The following is a 21316-nucleotide window of genomic DNA, read 5'->3' as shown; positions in this document are numbered from 1 at the left end:
TCCTGAAAACTTTCCCGAATTCCTTAAAATGAATGACTATTCACCAAAAAGGGAAGTGAGTTCTTTGCTCCGTTCGTATGAACACAATGGCGTGACCTGCCTTGAACTGACGCATCCGGTCATGGGGAAGGTCTTTGCTTTTCTCACCGACGGCATGCTGGTGGATACCGGCCCGCAGTCTCTCGAAGCTGATATTATGCCCGCCCTCGAGCAGGCACCGTTCGATCAGATTGTCCTGACACATAGCCACGAAGACCATTCCGGGAATGTGCCGGCCATCCTTGACCGCCGGGAAGTGCCGGTCTTTGTTCATGAAAAAGGAACCGACATTTGCGCCGAGGACACTCCGTATCCGGCATACCGTCAGGCGGTTTGGGGAAAGCGCAAGTCCTTCACGGCCAGGACGGTTCCGGAAACGATCCGTTCCCGCACACGCCGGTGGACAGTGATCGAAACGCCGGGTCATGCATCGGATCATATCAGCCTGTTTGACCCGCAGACGGGCATCCTCTTTTCCGGCGACCTATACGTGGCGCCGAAGACAAAGGTTATCATGGCGGACGAATCGATTCCGGAGCGGATGGACTCCATCCGCAGGCTGCTTGCACTCGACTTCGGGGCATTGTTCTGCTGCCATGCAGGCTATATCGCTGATGGCAGAGAGAAACTTCGCCAAAAGCTGGACCACCTTGAGTACATCTATAGCGAGGTGGAAATGCTCCACAAAAAAGGCCTTCCGGCTGAAGAGATCCGGAAGTCGCTGTACCCGAAAGACTATCCGATCATCAGCGTTTCAGGCGGTGAATGGGATTCGCTCCATATCGTGAATTCGATTATTGCCGACATTGAGAAAGTCACGCCCTGACCGTTTTGGATCGGGGCGTTTTTTAGTATCGGCAGAATCATTTACATCACGGCTCAGAAACGTCATATTAAAATGACCATGAGAAACTGGGAGCTGAAGCCATGAATAACCGTTGGAACAGGATCGTCTACAGGGTCTGGTCGCCCATCTATGACCGCTTCTTTAACTCGGGCAGTTTCCTGAAAGCCAGGCAGCAAGTATTCTCGAACATTGTGTTCACTGAGGGCCAGAAGATCCTTTTCGTCGGGATCGGTACCGGGGCGGACCTGGAACTGATCGACCGCCATTCCCCCGATATCACGGCCATCGACTATTCTCCGGATATGCTGGATCAGGCCAGGAAGAAGTTCAGTGAGACAGACATCCGCTTTATTGAAATGGATGCACAACAACTGGAGTTTGAGGCCAACCAATTCGATGTTGTTGTCGCAAGTCTCATCCTCTCAGTCGTCCCTGATCCCGACCGGTGTTTCGGGGAAATGTCGCGTGTCCTGAAGCTGGGCGGGACTCTTTTGATTTTCGATAAATTTGCCCCTGAAGAAAGCAAACTTTCTCTTGGAAAAAGGCTGATCCGGCCTGTTATCAAAACCCTTGGAACAGACATCGGCCTGGCGTTCGGCAAATTGTACAGCCGTCACAGCGAGGCACTGCACGTGGCCGAAGACCGCCCGCTTATGATGAATGGAATGTACCGAAAGATCTTGATCAGGAAACGGTAGATGGACAGTCAAACCTCACGTTCCTGCACCCAGGACTCTGCCTTCTCCTGCAGTTCCCGGATCAGCGGTCCTTTCCGCTCCTGGTAGTGCTTCACATCCCTCACGCCTTCTTCAGCAATCCGCATCTTAAGGCTGCGGTACCGCTCCGCTTCATCCGGATGCTCCCTGAGATAGTCACGGAATGCGAGATGGCGCTTTACCTGGTCCGAACCGGTGGCAAACATATGTACATGATGGGTATGAACGCTCCCCTCTGTCCTGACAAAATAACGCCTTCCGGGAATTCCGTGCTCTCCCCTCGCCACAAATCCCGCTAGCTCCATCTGCGGATTGAATGCATCCACCTCCCCGATGTCACGCTCTCGATGATAGGCGACGATCTCCAGTGCCCGCATGACTGATCCCCCTTCCGCTTTGAACTCTTTCGATTAGTTGAAGACTCGTGAATTCAGTAATCCAAGACATTGAAAAGAAGACGTCCCGACTGATTTAGTCAGGACGTCATTTAGGTTGATAGGTCTTAATCGTGAAGCCTTACCTGCTAAAACTCTGAGTACTAAACACCATTCGCGTTTAAGGACAGGGCATTTTCCAATGTTGAATAGGTTGGGATATTCTCAAACGAAAGCCCCAAATGAACAGCTGTTTGAGCAATCTCAGGTCTGATTCCGCACAGGATTGTTTTAACTCCCAATAGCGTTAGCGCCTCGGACAATTGGTAGATTTGTTGGGCGACCATTGTATCGATCGTTACGACTCCGGATAAGTCGATATAAAGGCTTTCAAGCCGTTTTTCATTGCTTTGCCTTAGTGCATTCTCGAGTATGAGATTGGCACGTTCACTATCAATATCGCCAATAAGCGGCAGCAATCCGATACTTTTTGTAATCGTGATTAAAGGTGAGCTTAACTTCTTAATAAGCTCCCGGTGAGCGCTTAACTTTTTCATCGCGTGTCGCTCATACTCATCGAAAAACCATACAGTAACTTTATCCATTGTGCCGATAATCAGCTTTTCCCACGCTTCCTTATCCTCAGGTGAATACTGATTTTCAGGCGTAGCCGCAAATTGATCGATTAACCTGAGATATTGATTTCGTGTTCTATAGAATTCACCCAGTATCAGAGTCGAGGAAGTCTCCAGATGGCGTTGATCAGAAGCGACCATCACGATCCAGTCTTCCAACTCATTTAATAACCCTTCTTCTGCGGTAAAAACGCTAAAGAAAATTTGATGAAACTTTTTGTTTTGACTTTTAAGGAATGCAAGTTCTTTAGGATCATTCGTAGTATAGACGCCTCCTGATGAGGCTTTATCCAATCCCTCGTACCATTCCTCTGTTAATTTCGTGGCTTTACTAATGAGAAAGTCATAAAGCTCCTGATACTTCGTCAATTTCCCCCGTCCCCCATCCCAATCTTTAGTTTGTACCATATTTCGAGATTCGATTTTTCGTGCTGTCAGGGCGCGCGCATTCCAGAAAATCATACCATATAACGGCACACATGCCCGTCAAAATCATCAGAAGTTTCATCCAACATAAAAAAGCTCGGAGTCTCTCTCCAAGCTTCATTGCCACTCTCTTTTTAACAGCGAAAAAGAATAGTGGTCATAATATTTCCCTTTATAAAAGTGCTTGTCTCTGTAGATGCCTTCATTATTAAAATTGAGGGCCGACAATCGTTTGCATGACTTCTGGTTATCCAAGGCGACATAGGCATTGATCCGGTTCAGCTGCATATTGTCAAAGCCGCTCCCGATCACAGCGGTCAGTGCTTCTTTCATATAGCCCTGGCTCCAAAATTCCGGGTACAGATCATAACCGAGCTCGGCAATATGATTGGTGCGGTCCCACAGATGAAATCCGCAGGTTCCAATCCGTTCGCCATGATCCTTCTTGACTAAAACCCATCTGTTGTAACCCTTATTTTCTGGGTCGGAATAGAAATCCACCAGTTCGGCTGCTTCTTCTCTTTTTGTGAAATTCACTTCATCGTAAAGATACTCACAAACCTTCTCATTGCTGAAGTGTTTGTAGATAAAGTCTGTATCCTCTTCTCTTACATTTCTCAAGATCAGCCGTTCCGTTTCCAATTCCGGAAAGAGTAATGGCTTGCTCATTGTTCATCTCCTAATGGAATGAATCGGCGCGCAATATTGCAATTACGCCTTTTCTTCTTCCTTGTCCTTTTCGTCCATGCGCTCCAGGATCTCGCCGTAGCCGCCGGAGCCGTAATCGAAGCAGCGGCGGACGCGGGAGATGGTGGCGGTGGAGGCACCGGTTTCGTTTTTGATGTTTTCGTACGTGTAGCCCATCTTCAGCATCCGCGCCACGTTCAGACGCTGCGAGAGCGACTGGACCTCGCTGATCGTCGCGAGGTCGTCGAAGAAGCGGTAGCATTCATCCAGGTCACGCAGTTCGAGGATCGCCTCGAACAGGGCGTCGGTCTGTGGGCCGCGCAGTTTTTCGAGTGCCATGATCGGCACCTCCTTTATCTGTTCAATCCGTTTGTACGGGTTTAAGGGTGATGGGTCAGCGTGTCGGCAATGTCCGGTACAAGGTGAATCCAGGTCTTGCCCGGCGCGAGGGCAAACGGCTGGTCTCCATCCATCACTGTCGGAATTCCGTCCCGCATTTCCCAGGTGGCCTGATAGACAAGCCCGCTGCGCAGAACAGCGGCTTCGCCGCCAGCAGTCAGATCCAGCGAGCGGCGGCCCTTGTCGTCGATGACCCTGTGCGGGACTTCGAGGATCAGGACATTCGCAAGACGCACCGGCTTATCTCCTGCCGCATCCACGGTCTCCTCTCCTCCGGCAAACCTCGTATACGAGGCATTGTTCGGATCAAAGACATATCGGCTGTTGAAATTCGGGAAACGGCCGTAGGTGACATCAGCCTCGGCGGACGCTTCGCCTCCGGTCGGCGGTTCCGGATCAAACCGCCAGCCCGGATCTTTGGGATTGTCCATCCGGAAGCCGCTGTCCTGTGCACCGCTGAATACCGCATCCTCCGAAATATACGAGTTATGGGGGGCTTTCCGGTCTTTGGAACGGAAGAAGAGTGTTCCTTCATACCGGATGCCGTTCAGATGGTCCACTGCACCCGAATCCAGAAGCGATTTCGCCTCGGGGCTTTGCCCGTGGGTGATGAAAATTGCGCCATGTCCTCCGGCAAGTTCAATGAAATAGTCGCGGGCGCTCCGGATCGGCCCCAAGGTTTCGGCCATCTCGGACTGGTAAAGGGCAAGCAGTCGCGTGACTTCATATTCCGCAAGCATCTCGTAGATGACATCCGCCTCCGCCAGGCCGGACTGTGGCCGCGCCTGCGGATGATTGTTCAGGGTGGCGAGGACAGGACGCATGTCCGGCTCCGTCTCCATCTCAAGACCCGTGTACGGTCCGGTGTAGGTAACTTCTGCAAACGCCTCATCCGGCTTTTCTTCGTTTTCCTTTTCAGGAACATCCCGTTCAGCCGGTTCTTCGGCCGTGCTTTCCGAACAGCCAGCAAGCAGGACTGCGACGGCAAGCGCCGCAATCCAGGTCCTTTTCTTCAATTCAGTTCCCCCTATGCATGGACTCTGTCATCCATGTATATGCCGGCCTTGTCCTATCGCATGAGTGCGGGGAACATCACTTTGCCGTTCATGACATCGTAAATCCCTTTTTGCGTGATGCGGACATAAGGAAGATGGGTGGCCTGCAGGAACAGGAGCGTATAGACCGCATCCCCGTGCTTGTAGCCGCGCACCTTCAGTTCCTCTTTGAGGTTCTTTTCCTGGCTGATCAATTGTTCCATCGGGGCATCGGACAGCACACCGCCGAGCGCGAGCGGAAGTTCAGCGATGACTTTCCCGTTTTCGGCCAGTGCCATCCCCCCGCCGATTTCCTTCAGGCGGTCGAATGCGAGTTTCATGTCGGCCATGTTCTTGCCGATCATGATGATGTCGCCCGTGTTGGAGTAGGACGAGGCGAAGCCGAGGACATTGTCGGCGAAGCCTTTGATGAGCGTGTTCACCCGCCAGTTTCCTTCACGGTCGATCAGGAGGAGGAAGCTCTGGTCCTGTCCGGACTGCAGTTTCTGGTCGGATGGATCGACATCGACGCTGTACGGCTTTGTGATGACGTCATTCACCATCTGGATGCCGAACGGGAACGAGAACTGGAAGTCGTTTTCGTCCAGCTCGTACGGCGGGTTGTACGGCTCAAGCCACGACCAGTCGATTTCCGGGAACTCATAGGCGTCTTCTCCGTCCCGCTTCATCCAGACACCTTTGGACAGGACATCTGTCGGCACCGGATTTTCCGGGCTCTCCAGGAAGTTCAGGTCCGCATATCGCCCGGTCGCGATCAGGCCGTGCAGGTTCTCCATATCGTAATAGCGCGCGATGTTGTATGTTGCCATTGCATACGCATCTTCCGGCCTGACGCCGACATCCATCGCAGCCCAGATGCACTTGTCCATGACGCCGTCCTCGTGGAACGAAGGTGTCGAGCCGTCGGTCGTCATCATGAGGTGGTCGAAGATGTCGAGGTCCTTCTCAAGGATCCCTTTCAGCATCTCCGGAAGGTCCGGCCGGATCGATGAATAGCGCAACGTCACGGCATATCCCTGGAGGATGCGCCGCTCCACTTCTTCCGCGGTCATTGCTTCGTGGTCGCCGTCCGCTCCGAGCAGGCGGAGCCGAGCGAGCGTCCGCTCGGAAGCCCCCGGAAGATGCGCCTCGATTTTCATGCCGGCCTGCTTGGCGTTCTGCATCCAGTAAAGCATCTGGTCATCGCCCGCCAGAAGCCGCGGCCAGGCGGTGAGTTCGCCGCCCATGAGGACATCGGGGCGTGCCATCCATTCGCCGACCGACTGCGTCGTATATAGTTCTTCTTCCTTGTCCATCTGCGTCTGCGAATCAAATCGCGACCACCAGTAAAACGAAAACGGCAAAGCCTTGAGCTGGTCAAGGATTGCAAACGCTTTCCAATTCTCCATCGTCAAAAACAGCACGCTGTTGTCCGAGATGAAGGTCGTCGTTCCCCGCCGCGATGCATAATCCGCGAAAGAGAGGGGATTATATAGCTGATATGGATGCACATGCGGCTCGATATAACCCGGCACGATCACCTTGCCGGAAGCATCGACCACTTCTGTGCCTTCCGTGTTTTTCGGCATGTCCGGGCCGGCATAAACAATCCTGTCGCCCGAGATCCAGATGTTGCCCGGGATCCATTTCTTCATGATCCCGTGCAGGTATGTAGCATTCGTGATGAGTAGATCCGGTGCCCTCCTGCCGTCGATGACCGCGGTGTGGTTGCGGAGTTCCCTGATTTTCCATGGTGCTTGAGCCATCGTCGCTGCCCCCTGACTATCTATCTGTTACTTCATCTTATCACAGTGTGAAAGTGAAAAAAAGACACGCGGCCGAAACCGTGTGTTCGGAAGGAGAATTCAATATGAAACCGAATGACCAGACGATCAACGTCGGAACGAAAAGCGCCTACCTCCGGATCAGCTCCGGCCTGGCCATGCTTGCATGGGGAACTGCCCAGATGATCCGCGACCCCCGCAGCATGGCCGGTCCGGTTCTTGTCCTGTCCGGCGCCTGCAAGACGGCCGAAGGCGTCGCCCGCTACTGCCCGATGAAGGAAATGATGAACGGCGGTATGGACGCCATGATGAGGCCAGAAGTAAGCGGCGGCATGCTGCCGTCCGCATCCGCATCCGAAGGCGGAACCGTCTCCGGTGATGCCGGCGGTGCCGGAGAGAAAATCCAGGCGTTCTCGTACGGCGGCTATGACGGGGCCGGGTCGGAACAAAATGTACCATCCGGTCAGGATGAATCCGCTTACAAAAACAGCGGCACATCCGGACAGGGCCAGAAAAAAGACCCGATGCAATCCATCTAATCATCGTCGGACGGGCATGCCCGTCCGTTTTTCCTATTTTCTCCGTTAGTTCTATTCTATCGTATTTTTCTGAATGTTGTAAGTGTGGAATGATGTTTTATTTCCCAACAGCAAAAGCCGCCCCATCACGGGACGGCTTCTTACTTATTTCATTGCTCGCTTTCCGATGTCGGAGCGGTAGAAGAAACCGTTCCATTCCATCGAGTCGAGCGCAGTGTATGCTTTTTTGCTTGCTTCCTGGAGGCTCTCCCCTTCCGCAGAGACGAGAATGACGCGGCCGCCGTTTCCGGCATAGCGGTCACCCTTCGCTTGCGTGCCGGCATGGAAGACATCGAGCCCCGCGGCTTCAAGCGGCTTCAGGTCGGGCAACAGGTTGCCCTTCTGAACATCCCCCGGATAACCGTCCGCGGCAATGACGACACCGAGGCGGGCTCCTTCTTCCCATTCCGGCTCCGCCGGATTGCCGTCCAGCAGGCCGACCAGGAATTTCGCCAGGTCGGATTTCAGCTGCGGAAGGATAACCTGGGTTTCAGGGTCGCCGAAGCGGGCGTTAAACTCGATCGTCTTCGGCCCGTCTTCGGTGAGGATCAGGCCGGCATACAAAATGCCTGTAAACGGTGTGCCTTCTGCGTCCATCGCGCGGACGGTCGCTTCGACGATCTGCTCGTGAGCCGTCCGTACCGCTTCTTCCGGAAGATGGGGAACCGGAGAATACGCGCCCATGCCGCCCGTGTTCGGGCCTTCGTCATTGTCGAACGCGCGCTTATGGTCCTGGGACATCGGCATCGGGAAGATCTTGCCGCCGTGGACGAACGACATGTAGCTGAACTCTTCCCCGTCGAGGAATTCCTCGATGACGACACGGGCGGATGAGTCGCCGAACTTGCGGCCGCCGATCATGTCGTCGACCGCCTCGAGAGCTTCATCCCGAGTCATCGCGACGACGACACCTTTGCCTGCGGCAAGTCCGTCCGCCTTGATGACAATCGGTGCGCCCTGTTCGCGGATGTACGCTTTTGCCTCTTCCGCATCGGTGAAGGTCTCATACTTGGCGGTCGGGATGTTGTATTTCTTCATGAGTTCTTTGGCGAACGCCTTCGAGCCCTCCAGCTGGGCAGCCGCTTTGTCCGGCCCGAAGATGCGGAGGCCTGCCTGGCGGAAATGGTCGACGATGCCGCCGGCAAGCGGCTGCTCGGGTCCCACGAACGTGAGGCCGATGTTCTTTGCTTCCGCGAATTCGGCGAGCTTCCCGAATTCCATGACGCCGAGCGGAATGATTTCGGCGTCATCCCGCATGCCGTCATTGCCCGGGGCGACATAGACCTTGCCGACCGACGGGGATTTTGCGAACTGGCGGACAAGCGCGTGCTCGCGGCCGCCGCTTCCGATGACGAGTACATCCATTGGGGTTCACTCCTTATGAAAACAACCTGCACATGCGGCAGGTTGTTTTCTTTGTTGGTGGTGATGATGTTGCTTGCTTAACTTCCAGGTGGGCTTGCTTAACATTCGCCCAAGGTTATCAGTGCTTGAAGTGGCGGATGCCGGTGAACACCATCGCGATGCCATATTCGTCGGCTTTCTTGATGGAGTCCTCGTCTTTCTTCGAACCGCCCGGCTGGATGATCGCCGTGATGCCGGCTTTGGCTGCCGCTTCGACGGTATCGTCCATCGGGAAGAAGGCGTCGGATGCGAGGCCTGCGCCTTTCGCGCGGTCTCCGGCCTGTTCGAGTGCGATCTTCGCCGCACCGACACGGTTCATCTGTCCGGCACCAACACCAAGTGTGCGGTTGGCGTCCGAGATGACGATGGCGTTCGACTTCACGTGCTTGACGACTTTCCAGCCAAGCCTCAGCGCTTCCCACTCTTCTTCCGTCGGCTCGCGCTTGGTAGCGACTTTGACCTCCGCATCATCAAGCGACGCCGTGTCCGGGTTCTGCCTGAGGAGGCCGCCCTCGACGGAGACGGTCGCCCACTCGTCGCGCTTGCCTTCCGCTCCGTCCAGCTTCAGGAGGCGGATATTCTTCTTCTTGGTGAGGATCTCGAATGCCTCGTCCGTGTAGCCCGGCGCGATAATGATCTCTAGGAAGATGCCGGCCAGCTGTTCGGCCGTTGCCGCATCGACTTCGCGGTTAAGCGCGATGATGCCGCCGAAGATCGAGACGGGATCGGCTTCATAGGCGGCCTTGAATGCATCGGAGAGCGTTCCCGCCGTGCCGACGCCGCAAGGGTTCATGTGCTTGACCGCAACCGCAGCCGGCTCGCTGAATTCGCGGACGATGCCGATCGCGGCATTGGCGTCCTGGATGTTGTTGTAGGAGAGTTCCTTCCCGTGAAGCTGTTCCGCGCGGGCGATCGAGTACTCGCCGCCGAGCGGACGGCTGTAGAATGCCGCCTTCTGGTGCGGGTTCTCGCCATAGCGGAGCGGCTGCTTGAGCTCGTACGTTGTCGTAACGCTTTCCGGGAATTCCTCGCCTGCGAGATCCGTCAGGTAGCCGGAGATCAGTGCGTCATAAGCGGCTGTGTGCCGGAACACTTTCGCAGCCAGGCGGCGGCGGGTTTCAGGAGTGGTCGCCCCGTCATTCTTCAGCTCTTCAAGAACCGCCGGATAGTCCGCCGAGTCGACGAGCACCGTGAGATAGGCATGGTTTTTCGCGGATGCGCGCAGCATCGTCGGGCCGCCGATATCGATGTTCTCGATGGCGTCTTCGACCGTCACGTCCGGCTTCGAGATCGTCGACTTGAACGGATACAGGTTTACACAGACGATGTCGATCGGAAGGATGCCGTGCTCCTCCAGTTCGGCCTGATGATCCGGGTCGTCATGCTTGGCGAGCAGGCCGCCGTGGATATAAGGGTGGAGCGTCTTGACGCGTCCTCCGAGAATTTCCGGGAAGCCGGTCACGTCACCGACTGCGGTGACGGCAACGCCGTTTTCCTTCAGATGGTTCATCGTCCCGCCGGTCGACAGGATCTCATAGCCGAGCCCTTCGAGTTCCTTCGCGAACTCGAGGACGCCGGATTTGTCCGATACGCTGAGCAGTGCTCGTTTTTTCACGGTTTGGGGCCTCCTTATGTAAATCAGAACGCCGGCTTTTGGTGCCGGCGGCTGTTGTAAAATCGTTTGGATTCAGAAGCGGAGCGGTTCGTCACTTTCGGATGGCGGTTCGTCACTTTCACGGCTGCATTCGTCACGTTCACAGGGCGATTCGTCACTTTCAGACGCTCATTCGTCACTTTCGCCCGTGACACGCTCCCTTATTCCGTGACTGCGCTCTCCGCCAGCACTTTCCGCAGCGCTTCCCTATACAGGTCGTGTTCCACCGCATGGATTGCCGCTTCGGTCTTTTCACGGTCACCAGGGACGACAGGGACTTCGCGCTGGAGGATCGCAGGGCCGGTGTCCATGCCTTCGTCGACATAATGGACGGTGACGCCGGTCACTTCCACGCCGGCGTCCATCGCCTGGCCGATCGCGTCCTTGCCCGGGAATGCCGGAAGGAGAGACGGATGGATGTTGATGATGCGGTTCGGATAGGCGTCAAGCAGTGTCGGGCCGATCAGCCGCATGTAGCCGGCCAGGGCGACCCAGTCGACGCCCTCTTCCCGGAGCCTGCCGAGGACGGTGCGCTCGTAATCCGCCTTATCCTTGTAGGCCTTTGGGTTAAAGGCGACGGACGGGATGCGGAAACGCTCCGCCCGCTCCATCACTTTCGCAAGCGGCTTGTCGGTGACGAGAAGCACGACTTCCGCTTCCAATTCACCGTCTGCTGCCGCCTGGGCGATCGCTTCGAAGTTCGAGCCGCTTCCGGATGCGAAAACGGCGATGCGCGGTTTCCGGCTCATGCCTCCGGACCTCCCGCAAGCGTGCCGTCATGTTCGCCGTTGAAGCGGACACCTTCACCCGCAACAACGCTGCCGATGACCGACGCCGTCTCGCCGTGCGCCTCCGCGATGCGGATCGCTTCCGCAGCGTCACTTTCCGAAAGGGCGACGATAAATCCGATGCCCATGTTGAAGACGGAGTACAGGTCACGGTCGTCAAGCTGTCCCTTTTCCTTCAGCATGCGGAACACCGGCAGCACTTCCCACGATCCGAGATCGATCTCGGCGGCAAGGCCTTCCGGCAGCATGCGCGGGACGTTCTCGTAAAAGCCGCCGCCCGTCACGTGCGCCATGCCGTGGACGTCCAGGCTGCGTGCCATTTCCAGCACCGGCTTCGCGTAGATCTTTGTCGGTGTGAGCAGCGCTTCTGCCGAGTTGCCGAGTTCCTCGTAGCCCGGAACCGGCTCGTCCGCCTTGACGCCCAGCTGTTCAAAGACGATTTTCCGGACGAGCGAGTAGCCGTTCGAATGGATGCCGCTGGATGCGATGCCGACAAGGACGTCGCCTTCCGCGACCTTTTCGCCCGTGATGATGTCCGCCTTTTCGGCAGCGCCCACCGCGAATCCGGCGAGGTCGTATTCGTCCTCGTCATACAGTCCGGGCATCTCCGCCGTCTCGCCGCCGATCAGTGCCGCTCCGGCCTGGACGCAGCCGTCGGCAACTCCCTTGACGATCGCTTCCACACGGGCAGGCACTGCCTTGCCGAGCGCGACATAATCGAGGAAATAAAGCGGCTCCGCGCCTTGTGCGACGATGTCGTTCACACACATCGCGACGCAGTCGACGCCGATTGTGTCATGCTTGTCCGCCATAAAGGCGACTTTCAGCTTCGTGCCGACGCCGTCCGTCCCCGAGACGAGGACCGGCTGGCTGTAGCCGAGCTCGGACAGGTCGAACATCCCGCCAAATCCGCCGAACGCACCCATGACACCCTTCCGCTGTGTGCGGGCGACATGGGACTTCATGCGCTCGACCGATTCATATCCGGCTTCGATGTTTACGCCGGCCTGTTCATATGCTTTTGACATGCCAGTGGCCTCCTCTTAAACGCGTTCTTTCTCGTGCGGCAGTTTCGTGTCCGCGAAGATGTTCGTCGGATAATTGCCTGTGAAGCAGCCGAGGCAGTGTCCCCGGTTCGGGTCTTCATCGTTCCGTCCGACCGCCTCGACCAGCCCTTCCGCCGACAGGAATTGGAGCGAGTCTGCCCCGATCAGTTCACAGATTTCCTCAGGCGTGCGCCCTGTGGCAATCAGGTCGGAGTCGGTGCTGATGTCGACACCGTAGAAGCACGGTGCGATCAGCGGCGGTGCACTGATGGCGACATGCACTTCCTTCGCTCCTGCATCACGTAGCATCTTGACGATTCTCCTCGAGGTGGTGCCGCGGACGATCGAGTCGTCGACCATGACGACACGCTTGCCCTCGACGACCTGACGCACCGGGGACAGCTTCATCTTGACGCCGCGCTCACGCAGTTCCTGGGACGGCTGGATGAATGTCCGGCCGACATAGCGGTTCTTGATCAGTCCCATTTCGTACGGGATGCCGCTTTCCTCCGCAAATCCGATCGCTGCGGAGATGCTGGAGTCCGGCACGCCCGTGACGACATCGGCCTCGATCCTGACTTCCTGGGCCAGCCGCTTGCCGAGGCGCTTCCTGGCCATGTGGATGTTAATGCCGTCGATATCGGAATCGGGACGGGAAAAGTAAATATATTCCATCGAGCAGATCGCACGGTTCGCCTTCGGTGCGAACCGGTCGCTCCGGATGCCTTTGTCATCAATGATGACAAGCTCTCCCGGCTCGACCGAACGCACGGTCTCCGCGCCGATCAGGTCGAAGGCAGACGTTTCCGACGCGACCACCCACGTCTCTCCTCCGATGCAGCCGAGAGACAGCGGGCGCATGCCGTTCGGGTCCTGCGCGACGTAGAGCGCGTCCTCGGTCAGGAGGACGAAGGCGAAGGCGCCCTGCAGCTGGGCAAGGGCCTTTTTCAGCCGTTCGTTCTGCGGATAGCTGATGTTTTTCTTGATCAGGTGGGCGAGGACTTCCGTATCGGAAGTCGACTGGAAGATGCTTCCCTGCCGCTCAAGATGGCGCTTCAGATCCGAGGCGTTCGTGACGTTGCCGTTGTGCGCGATCGCCAGGCTGCCCGTCGTCGACCGGAAAACCAGGGGCTGGACATTTTCGATGCCGCGACCGCCTTCGGTCGTGTAGCGGACGTGCCCGATCGCCGAGCGGCCGGGCAGCTTATTCAGCCTGTCACCGTGAAACACATCGTTGACGAGGCCCTCGCCCTTTTCGACGAGCAAATGATCATCATGCACCGTGCAGATTCCGGCCGCTTCCTGCCCCCTGTGCTGGAGGGCATGAAGGCCGTAGTACGCCATCTGGGCCGCATTGTCATGGCCCCAGATGCCGAACACGCCGCATTCCTCATTTAGCCCTCTGAGTTCACTAAGCACGGGATCGCCCCTTTCCAGGCGGATTCAAGAACAGGTACATCTTCGCTGACCAGCGGATTGCCTTCCGCGTCACGGATGACCAGCCTGTCCGTTTTCGTAATTTCACCGATCTTGCGTGCATCGGCAGCCAGTTCTTCGAAGCGGGCAGCGTGCACCGGCTTGACCGTAACGATAAAGCGGGACTGTGTTTCGCTGAAGAGTGCCGTGACGGCAGATCCTTCGAGCTTCACGTCAGCGCCGAGTCCGGTGCCGAACACCTTCTCGGCAAGCGCGACCGCAACACCGCCTTCTGCGACGTCATGTGCCGAGCGGACGATGCCTTCGCGGATTGCCCCGAGGAGGGACTCCTGGCGGGACGCTTCCACGCCGAGGTCGATTGCCGGCGCTTTGCCCGAGATTTTGCCGCTGTTCAGCATCTTCTGCAGTTCGGAACCGCCGAATTCAGTGTTTGTTTCACCGATCAGATAAACGAAATCTCCTGCCGCTTTTGCTTCCTGGGTGGTGGTGTGTTCCAGGTTCTCGACGAGGCCGACCATGCCGATTGTCGGTGTCGGGTAGACCGGCTTGCCTCCCCGTTCGTTATAAAGGGAAACGTTCCCGCTGATAACAGGCGCGTCAAGTGCCAGGCAGGCCGCGCTGATTCCGTCTGCCGACTTTTCCAGCTGCCAGAAAATCTCCGGGTTGTCCGGGCTGCCGAAGTTCAGGCAGTCCGTGATGGCAAGCGGCTTCCCGCCCGAGCAAACGATGTTACGCGCTGCTTCCGCAACCGCGATCTTCCCGCCTGTTTCAGGATCGAGATAGATGTAGCGCGAGTTGCAGTCTGCGGTGATGGCGAGGCCTTTTTCCGTGCCGCGTACACGCACGACGGCTGCGTCCGAACCCGGCGCAATGACCGTGTTGGTGCGCGCCTGGTGGTCAAACTGGCTGTACACCCATTCCTTCGACGCGATGGTCGGCTGCTTCAGGAGGGAAACCAGCGTTTCACGGTGATCGTCCACTTCCGGCTCCTGCTGCTCCATCTCCTGGAACTCACGGAAGTATTCCGGCTCGCGGGACGGCTTGTGGTAGACCGGTGCATCCTCCGCCAGCGCATCAGCAGAGACTTCCGCGACAACTTCACCCTTGTGGAGAAGTCGGAGCATCTTGTCTTCCGTGACATGGCCGATCGATACCGCTTCAAGGTCGTATTTGGCGAACAGGTCGATGACTTCCTGCTCACGGCCTTTCTGTACGACGATCAGCATCCGCTCCTGGGATTCGGAAAGCATCATTTCGTAGGCGGTCATGTTTTCATCACGCTGAGGGACGAGGTCAAGGTTCATCTCGATCCCGAAGCCCGCCTTCGACGCCATTTCCGCGGAGGAAGAGGTCAGGCCGGCCGCACCCATGTCCTGGATGCCGATCAGGGCATCGGATTTGACGAGCTCGAGGCATGCATCCATGAGCAGCTTTTCCGTGAACGGGTCGCCTGCCTGTACCGGCGCGCGTTCCTTGCCCGGGTCATCCGAAATCTCTTCCGACGAGGAAGTCGCGCCGTGGATCCCGTCGCGTCCCGTCTTCGCGCCGACGTACATGACGGTGTTGCCGACGCCGGCAGCCAAGCCGCGCTGGATGTCTTCGTGGTTGAGGAGACCGATCGCCATCGCATTGACGAGCGGTTTGCCTGCGTACGATGGGTCGAACTGAATCTCCCCTGCGACTGTCGGGATGCCGATGGTGTTGCCGTAGCCGGCGATTCCTGCAACTGCCTCCTCGAACAGGTAACGGTCACGATCGTTGTCGAGCTCTCCGAATCGGAGGGAGTTCACCGCAGCGATCGGCTGGGCGCCCATCGAGAAAACGTCACGGAGAACACCGCCGACGCCAGTTGCCGCGCCTTCGTACGGCTCGATCGCCGACGGGCTGTTGTGCGACTCCATCTTGAAGACGACGGCCTGGTTATCGCCGATGTCGACGATGCCGGCGCCTTCTCCGGGTCCCATGAGAACCTGCGGGCCTTCGGTCGGGAATTTGCGGAGGACAGGCTTGGAGCTTTTGTATGAGCAGTGCTCCGACCACATGCTGGAGAACAGGCCGGTTTCCGTATAGTTCGGCAGGCGGCCGAGAAGCTTGACTGCCATCTCGAACTCTTCAGTGGTCATGCCCATCTGTGCATAGATCTTTTCATCGCGGATCTGTTCCGCCGTCGGCTCAAGCTTGGTTTGCATGGGATTCCCTCCACTCTTTCACGATCGATTTGAATACGTTCAGTCCGTCTTCGGAGCCCAGGATCGATTCTGCTGCCCGCTCCGGATGGGGCATCATCCCGAGGACATTGCCCTTTTCGCTGACGAGCCCCGCGATGTCTCCCACGGATCCGTTCGGATTGCCGTCCGAGTAGACGAAGACAATCTGGTTGTTTTCCTTCAGCCGGCTGTAGGTCTCTTCGTCACAGTAGAAGTTGCCTTCTCCGTGGGCGATCGGGATCTCGAGATCCTCGCCCTCGGTGTATTCATTTGTGAACATCGTGCGGTTGTTCACGACCTGGATCTTGACGGTGCGGCAGATGAACTTCTGGTCACGGTTTTTGAGGAATGCACCCGGCAGCAGGCCTGCTTCCGTCAGGACTTGGAATCCGTTGCCCACGCCGAGGACGGGCTTTCCGTCTTTAGCCGCGCCGATGATTCCTTCCATGACAGGCGCTGTGCGCGCAAGGGCCCCCGCTCGTACGGCGTCGCCGTAGGATGCACCGCCCGGCAGGAGGATGGCATCGTAGGCGGACAGGTCCGTTTCATGGTGAGGGACGTATTCCGCTTTTTCTCCAAGGACATCGGTTACGGCATGGTATAGGTCGAGGTCACAGCTGGCTCCCGGAAATTGGATGACGGCGAATTTCATGCCTCTTCAACCTCCAGCACTTCGTATCGGTAGTCTTCGACGTTGGTGTTCACGAAGAGCTTTTCACACATTTCCCTGACGGCCGTGTCGAGATCTTGCCCCGTGTCGTCGATGGTCAGTTCGATGTACTTGCCGATGCGGACATCTTTGACGTTGTCATGGCCTTTGGCATGGAGGACGTTGATGGCTGCAGTCCCCTGAGGATCGATTACACTTTCACGGAGCGTCACGTACACATTTGCTTTTTTCATTTTGGTTGGCCTCCCAATTGGTGAGTGTGTGGTTGAATTCAATTCAAAATTGCACATGGAGAGAGCTATCTTCGTTCCGGGCCCTGCGCTTTCCGCGGGCGGTCCGCGAGCCGCTCAGGGCTGTGCCCTTCGCAGTCTCGCCTGGCCCGCTTTTCCCGCAGGAGTCTTCGGGCCCTTCACTTCGATCGACCATGGAATCAGGTCAATTACCTACCTGTCGTCAAAATCAGTCATTCAGTCCGCAGCGTTCGAAGATGTCGTCGATGCGCTGGAGGTGGTGGTTGTAGTCGAAGGCGTCGTCGAGTTCTTCTTTGGTCAGCTTTTCGGAGATGACCGGGTCGGAGTCGACGAGTCCGCGGAACGGGACTTGTTCTTCCCAGGCCTGCATCGCGAGCGGCTGGACGGTGTCGTAGGCCGCTTCGCGCGCCATGCCTTTGTCGATGAGCGACAGGAGGACGCGCTGGGAATAGATGAGCCCGAGCGTGCGGTCCATGTTGCGCTTCATGTTTTCCGGGAAGACGGTGAGGTTCTTCACGATGTTGCCGAATCGGTTCAGCATGTAGTTCAGCGTGATCGTGGCATCGGGAATGATGACGCGTTCGGCGCTGGAGTGCGAGATGTCCCGCTCGTGCCAGAGGGCGACGTTCTCATAGGCGGTGACCATGTAGCCGCGCATCAGGCGGGACAGGCCGGTCATGTTCTCGGAGCCGATCGGGTTGCGCTTGTGCGGCATCGCTGAAGATCCTTTTTGGCCCTTTGCGAAGAATTCCTCGACTTCGCGCGTCTCCGACTTCTGGAGTCCGCGGATTTCAACGGCGAACTTTTCGATCGAAGTCGCAATCAGCGCGAGTGTCGAGATGTATTGTGCATGGCGGTCACGCTGCAGGGTCTGTGTGGAGACCGGTGCGGCTGCGAGTCCGAGGTGCTCGCATACATATTCCTCGACGAAAGGCGGGATGTTGGCAAACGTGCCGACCGCACCGGACATCTTGCCTGTCTCGATCACGGATGCCGCTGCTTCAAAGCGCTCGAGGTTCCGTTTCATTTCTTCGTACCAGAGGGCCATCTTCAGGCCGAATGTCGTCGGCTCCGCGTGCACGCCGTGCGTGCGGCCCATCATGACCGTGTATTTATGCTCTTTCGCCTTGGCGGCGAGGATGTCGATGAAGTTGTGCAGGTCCTTCCGGATGATATCGTTTGCCTGCTTGATGCGGTACGAGAGCGCCGTGTCGACGACATCGGTCGACGTCAGCCCGTAGTGGACCCATTTGCGTTCTTCCCCGAGCGTTTCGGACACCGCGCGGGTAAAGGCGACCACGTCGTGGCGGGTCTCATTCTCGATCTCTTCAATGCGTGCCACGTCGAACGACGCGTTCTCGCGCAGCTTCTTCACGTCTTCCTTCGGGATGTCGCCGAGCTCAGCCCATGCCTCACAGGCGAGGATCTCGACTTCCAGCCACGCTTTGTATTTGTTTTCTTCTGTCCAGACATTGCCCATTTCGGGGCGTGTATAGCGTTCGATCATTCAGGTTTAGCCTCCATTAGCGCCAGATGCCGCTTTCTTCGATCCGGCGGAGTGTGTCTTCATTATCTTCTGCAAGAATGGTTACATGGCCCATTTTTCGGTTGTGCTTGGCTTCGGCCTTGCCGTAAAGGTGGATGGACCAGTCCGGCTGGACCGGGATCGCATCGAGGACCGGCGCGACGTGCTGGCCGAGCAGGTTCACCATCACCGCCGGGCGGTGAAGTTCCGGCGTGCGGAGCGGCCAGCCGCAGATGGCACGGATGTGCTGGCCAAACTGGGAAATCGTGCACGCCTCGATCGAGTAGTGGCCCGAGTTGTGCGGCCGCGGTGCGAGTTCATTGATGAGGATGCTGCCGTCTTCGAGGACGAACATTTCAACAGCCAGTGTCCCAATCAGGTCCAGATGATCGGCGATCTGCCCGGCCGCTGTAATGGCGGCCTCCGCCGTGGCATCCGAAACCCTTGCCGGAACAATCGTCTCGTGCAGGATATGGTTTTTGTGGATGTTCTCCTGTACCGGCAGGCAGCGGGATTCGCCGTTCGTGCCACGCTGGATGATGACCGAAATCTCCATCTGGAACGGAATGAACTTCTCAGCCACGCATGCGGAATGGGCGAACAGTTCTTCCGCCCCGGCAAGTTCGGACTCTTCTTTCAGGATAACCTGCCCCTTGCCGTCATAACCGCCGCGGGCTGTCTTGACGACACAAGGGAAGCCGACCTCCCCGATGCGTTCCTGCAGCTCCGCGAAAGTCTGTGCTTCCACATACGGCGCGACCGGTGCCCCCGCGTCCCGGATTGCCGCTTTTTCCGCGATGCGGTCCTGGGTGATGCGGATGATTTCCGCACCCTGCGGCACGTAAGCTTTTTCGGTCAGCCGCTTGAGCCCTTCGTAATCGATATTCTCAAATTCAAAGGTGATGACGTCGCTCACTTCCGCCAGGCGGTTGAGCGCTTCCTCGTCGTCATACGGCGCGATGATTTTCACGTCGGCCACCTGGCCTGTCGGAGAATCTTCTGCCGGGTCGAGCACCGCGATGCGGAAGCCCGCCTCCTTGGCGGAAAGGGCCATCATCCGGCCAAGCTGCCCGCCGCCGATGATGCCGATCGTCTGTCCGGGAAGAATCGTCGTCATACGAGATCACCTGTGCTTTCTATGGATTGCTGTGCAAGCCGGCTGCGCCGGTCTTCAATACGCCCGCGTAGCGCTTCGTCATGCACCGCGAGCATCTGTGCCGCAAACAGGCCGGCGTTCGTTGCGCCGGAGTCGCCGATCGCCATCGTCGCGACCGGGACGCCGCCCGGCATCTGGACGATCGACAGGAGCGAGTCCATGCCGCTCAGCGCCCGCGACTTGACGGGCACCCCGATGACCGGCACGAGTGTTTTCGCCGCGACCATTCCCGGCAGGTGGGCGGCACCCCCCGCGCCGGCGATGATCACACCGATGCCCCGCTCCTGTGCCTGTTCGGCATAAGAGAACATTTCATCCGGCGTACGGTGCGCGGAAACGACCCGCTTCTCGTAGCCGACTTCCAGTTCGTCCAGGATGTCACATGCCTTTTTCATCGTCTCCCAGTCGCTTTTGCTTCCCATGATGACGCCCACTTTCACGTCCATTGCAATCGCTCCTTCCGGCTGTTTGCCGCCAAAAATAAAAGCCCCGAACAGACTGCTTCCTATTCAATAGGAGGAAAGCAGTCGATCCGGGACCTGAACATGTTCAGATAAGACGGTTGCGTCATGATGGTCTCCATGCATGTCACACCTTCCGTTCCGAGTCCTGTAATCCGCTTTCCCTCATAGTCCCGGCATTCCGGTGCCGGGGTAGAAACTCCGAGGCCGATTCCTCGGGATATATGGGGAATGTTCTTAACGTGTTTATTTTAACAGCGGATTTTGTTGAAGTCAACGCAATAACCGAACAATTAATTTTACAATGTCATATATCGTTCGTATTTATTCGTTACTTTGTCTGAAAGCGCTATCGTTCTTACAGGATTTTCTAAGCATTTAAAATCCCGGTGCCGAAGCACCGGGATTCTGCTTATGATTCTTCCATCCTGACGCCCTTGAAGCGGATGCGCTGACGGATGGGTACGGGTTCTCCGTTGCGCTCCTCGAAGACCGGCTCTTCCTTGCGGCCGGCGGCCATATAGCCTTCCCTTTGCATGCGTTCAAGGCATTGTTCGATCGTCTCGCCTTCCTGCACTTCAAACCAGACCGTCTTTTTGCTCATTTGAACAGCTTCCCTTTCTTGACCTGCTTCACCCAGAAGCCGCCGTGGATGTTGCGGGCCTCGTAGGTGATGACGAATGCCTTCGGGTCCAGTTCCTTGATCAGCATGTACAGCTTCAGTTCATAGCGTTTCGGTGTCAGGATCTGCATCGCGTGGCGCGCTCCGTCACGGCCGTTCGCTTCCCAGTCGGTGATGCCATATCCGTTTTCCCGGATGACCCGGACCATCTTGCGCTCGATATCTTCTGTGATAACATTGACCATCACATAGCCGAGAGCCAGCTTTTCCTCAATGATGGAGCCGATGATCACACCGAGCCCGAAGCCCAGCGCGTAGGCGATCAGATTCTGTATTTCATTCAGGTTATCGAGAACCAGTCCGAGACCGACCACATAGATGATCATCTCAATCACACTGAGCCCGGCCGCGGCATAGCGGTATCCCTTCATGGTCAGTATGAGCCGAATCGTATAAAACGTTACATAAACGACGTTGATCGCAAAGATGATCAGTACCATTGTCATATTGAATCATCCTTTCTCGCTCTGTGCGGATGCCCACTCATCTTATCGGAACTGTCCGTCACGGACAAGA

Annotated in this window: 23 protein-coding genes and 1 riboswitch; of the genes, 3 read left to right on the top strand and 20 right to left on the bottom strand. The window is 57.0% G+C overall.

Features of this window, described 5'->3' with window-relative positions; all coding sequences use genetic code 11:
* Nucleotides 1-64: 64 nt before the first annotated feature.
* Together C772_RS11045 and C772_RS11040 are read left to right on the top strand one after the other, a co-directional pair.
* Nucleotides 65-865, top strand: coding sequence for an MBL fold metallo-hydrolase (locus C772_RS11045; RefSeq protein ID WP_008300015.1), 801 nt, complete (start codon nucleotides 65-67; stop codon nucleotides 863-865).
* 101 nt (nucleotides 866-966) lie between these two features.
* The gene (locus C772_RS11040) at nucleotides 967-1584 is read left to right on the top strand and encodes a class I SAM-dependent methyltransferase (protein WP_008300014.1); all 618 of its coding nucleotides are present in this window, start codon (nucleotides 967-969) and stop codon (nucleotides 1582-1584) included.
* 8 nt (nucleotides 1585-1592) lie between these two features.
* On the opposite strand, the gene C772_RS11035 is transcribed toward C772_RS11040, so the two are convergent.
* The 6 genes from C772_RS11035 to C772_RS11010 all read right to left on the bottom strand — a co-directional run bounded on the left by C772_RS11035 (nucleotide 1593) and on the right by C772_RS11010 (nucleotide 6923).
* On the bottom strand, nucleotides 1593-1979 hold the full coding sequence (locus tag C772_RS11035) for a GrpB family protein (RefSeq protein ID WP_008300012.1): 387 nt from the start codon (nucleotides 1977-1979) through the stop codon (nucleotides 1593-1595).
* A 161-nt stretch (nucleotides 1980-2140) separates the two neighbouring features.
* Nucleotides 2141-2980 (bottom strand): STAS domain-containing protein, encoded by an 840-nt coding sequence (locus C772_RS11030; RefSeq protein ID WP_008300010.1) that lies wholly within the window; start codon nucleotides 2978-2980, stop codon nucleotides 2141-2143.
* Between the two features lie 174 nt (nucleotides 2981-3154).
* On the bottom strand, nucleotides 3155-3706 hold the full coding sequence (locus C772_RS11025) for a GNAT family N-acetyltransferase (protein ID WP_008300009.1): 552 nt from the start codon (nucleotides 3704-3706) through the stop codon (nucleotides 3155-3157).
* A 42-nt stretch (nucleotides 3707-3748) separates the two neighbouring features.
* A complete protein-coding gene (locus tag C772_RS11020; protein WP_008300008.1) occupies nucleotides 3749-4063 on the bottom strand; it encodes a YerC/YecD family TrpR-related protein in 315 nt (104 codons plus the stop codon).
* 41 nt (nucleotides 4064-4104) lie between these two features.
* Nucleotides 4105-5139 (bottom strand): DUF3048 domain-containing protein, encoded by a 1035-nt coding sequence (locus tag C772_RS11015; RefSeq protein ID WP_008300007.1) that lies wholly within the window; start codon nucleotides 5137-5139, stop codon nucleotides 4105-4107.
* Between the two features lie 53 nt (nucleotides 5140-5192).
* Nucleotides 5193-6923 (bottom strand): adenine deaminase C-terminal domain-containing protein, encoded by a 1731-nt coding sequence (locus C772_RS11010; RefSeq protein WP_008300006.1) that lies wholly within the window; start codon nucleotides 6921-6923, stop codon nucleotides 5193-5195.
* Between the two features lie 104 nt (nucleotides 6924-7027).
* On the opposite strand from C772_RS11010, the gene C772_RS16160 reads away from it, so the two are divergent.
* The gene (locus C772_RS16160; RefSeq protein ID WP_008300005.1) at nucleotides 7028-7480 is read left to right on the top strand and encodes a YgaP family membrane protein; all 453 of its coding nucleotides are present in this window, start codon (nucleotides 7028-7030) and stop codon (nucleotides 7478-7480) included.
* Nucleotides 7481-7624: 144 nt separating this feature from the next.
* Here the strand turns inward: C772_RS16160 and purD are convergent, their stop codons facing one another.
* From purD to C772_RS10940, 14 genes are all read right to left on the bottom strand, one after another.
* Complete coding sequence (gene purD / locus C772_RS11000) at nucleotides 7625-8884, bottom strand: phosphoribosylamine--glycine ligase (RefSeq protein WP_008300004.1); 1260 nt, start codon at nucleotides 8882-8884, stop codon at nucleotides 7625-7627.
* Between the two features lie 118 nt (nucleotides 8885-9002).
* The gene (gene purH, locus C772_RS10995) at nucleotides 9003-10538 is read right to left on the bottom strand and encodes a bifunctional phosphoribosylaminoimidazolecarboxamide formyltransferase/IMP cyclohydrolase (protein ID WP_008300003.1); all 1536 of its coding nucleotides are present in this window, start codon (nucleotides 10536-10538) and stop codon (nucleotides 9003-9005) included.
* 23 nt (nucleotides 10539-10561) lie between these two features.
* On the bottom strand, nucleotides 10562-10732 hold the full coding sequence (locus tag C772_RS16675; protein WP_160162848.1) for a hypothetical protein: 171 nt from the start codon (nucleotides 10730-10732) through the stop codon (nucleotides 10562-10564).
* 6 nt (nucleotides 10733-10738) lie between these two features.
* On the bottom strand, nucleotides 10739-11326 hold the full coding sequence (purN, locus tag C772_RS10990) for a phosphoribosylglycinamide formyltransferase (RefSeq protein ID WP_008300002.1): 588 nt from the start codon (nucleotides 11324-11326) through the stop codon (nucleotides 10739-10741).
* Nucleotides 11323-12393: a phosphoribosylformylglycinamidine cyclo-ligase gene (gene purM / locus C772_RS10985; RefSeq protein ID WP_008300001.1), complete on the bottom strand. Its 1071-nt coding sequence runs from the start codon at nucleotides 12391-12393 to the stop codon at nucleotides 11323-11325. Before purM ends, purN begins: the two co-directional genes overlap by 4 nt.
* A 15-nt stretch (nucleotides 12394-12408) precedes the next feature.
* Nucleotides 12409-13830 (bottom strand): amidophosphoribosyltransferase, encoded by a 1422-nt coding sequence (gene purF / locus C772_RS10980; RefSeq protein ID WP_035002246.1) that lies wholly within the window; start codon nucleotides 13828-13830, stop codon nucleotides 12409-12411.
* Nucleotides 13806-16037: a phosphoribosylformylglycinamidine synthase subunit PurL gene (gene purL, locus C772_RS10975; protein ID WP_008299997.1), complete on the bottom strand. Its 2232-nt coding sequence runs from the start codon at nucleotides 16035-16037 to the stop codon at nucleotides 13806-13808. The genes purF and purL overlap by 25 nt, the downstream gene beginning before the upstream one ends.
* Nucleotides 16021-16707 (bottom strand): phosphoribosylformylglycinamidine synthase subunit PurQ, encoded by a 687-nt coding sequence (gene purQ / locus C772_RS10970; RefSeq protein ID WP_008299995.1) that lies wholly within the window; start codon nucleotides 16705-16707, stop codon nucleotides 16021-16023. The genes purL and purQ overlap by 17 nt, the downstream gene beginning before the upstream one ends.
* Nucleotides 16704-16958: a phosphoribosylformylglycinamidine synthase subunit PurS gene (purS, locus tag C772_RS10965; RefSeq protein ID WP_008299994.1), complete on the bottom strand. Its 255-nt coding sequence runs from the start codon at nucleotides 16956-16958 to the stop codon at nucleotides 16704-16706. Before purS ends, purQ begins: the two co-directional genes overlap by 4 nt.
* A 226-nt stretch (nucleotides 16959-17184) precedes the next feature.
* Nucleotides 17185-18483, bottom strand: a complete 1299-nt coding sequence (purB, locus tag C772_RS10960; protein ID WP_008299993.1) for an adenylosuccinate lyase — start codon at nucleotides 18481-18483, stop codon at nucleotides 17185-17187.
* A gap of 16 nt (nucleotides 18484-18499) precedes the next feature.
* Nucleotides 18500-19618, bottom strand: a complete 1119-nt coding sequence (gene purK, locus C772_RS10955) for a 5-(carboxyamino)imidazole ribonucleotide synthase (protein ID WP_008299992.1) — start codon at nucleotides 19616-19618, stop codon at nucleotides 18500-18502.
* The gene (gene purE / locus C772_RS10950; RefSeq protein ID WP_008299991.1) at nucleotides 19615-20103 is read right to left on the bottom strand and encodes a 5-(carboxyamino)imidazole ribonucleotide mutase; all 489 of its coding nucleotides are present in this window, start codon (nucleotides 20101-20103) and stop codon (nucleotides 19615-19617) included. The genes purK and purE overlap by 4 nt, the downstream gene beginning before the upstream one ends.
* A 163-nt stretch (nucleotides 20104-20266) precedes the next feature.
* Nucleotides 20267-20366: riboswitch (purine riboswitch) on the bottom strand.
* A gap of 164 nt (nucleotides 20367-20530) precedes the next feature.
* Entirely contained in the window at nucleotides 20531-20722 is a 192-nt protein-coding gene (locus C772_RS10945) for an NETI motif-containing protein (protein ID WP_008299990.1), read from the bottom strand.
* Nucleotides 20719-21246: a DUF2179 domain-containing protein gene (locus C772_RS10940; RefSeq protein WP_008299989.1), complete on the bottom strand. Its 528-nt coding sequence runs from the start codon at nucleotides 21244-21246 to the stop codon at nucleotides 20719-20721. Before C772_RS10940 ends, C772_RS10945 begins: the two co-directional genes overlap by 4 nt.
* Nucleotides 21247-21316: the final 70 nt, after the last annotated feature.

It is taken from the genome of Bhargavaea cecembensis DSE10 (assembly GCF_000348905.1).
GTDB lineage: Bacteria > Bacillota > Bacilli > Bacillales_A > Planococcaceae > Bhargavaea > Bhargavaea cecembensis.
This window is presented reverse-complemented; position numbering and strand designations above follow the sequence as displayed.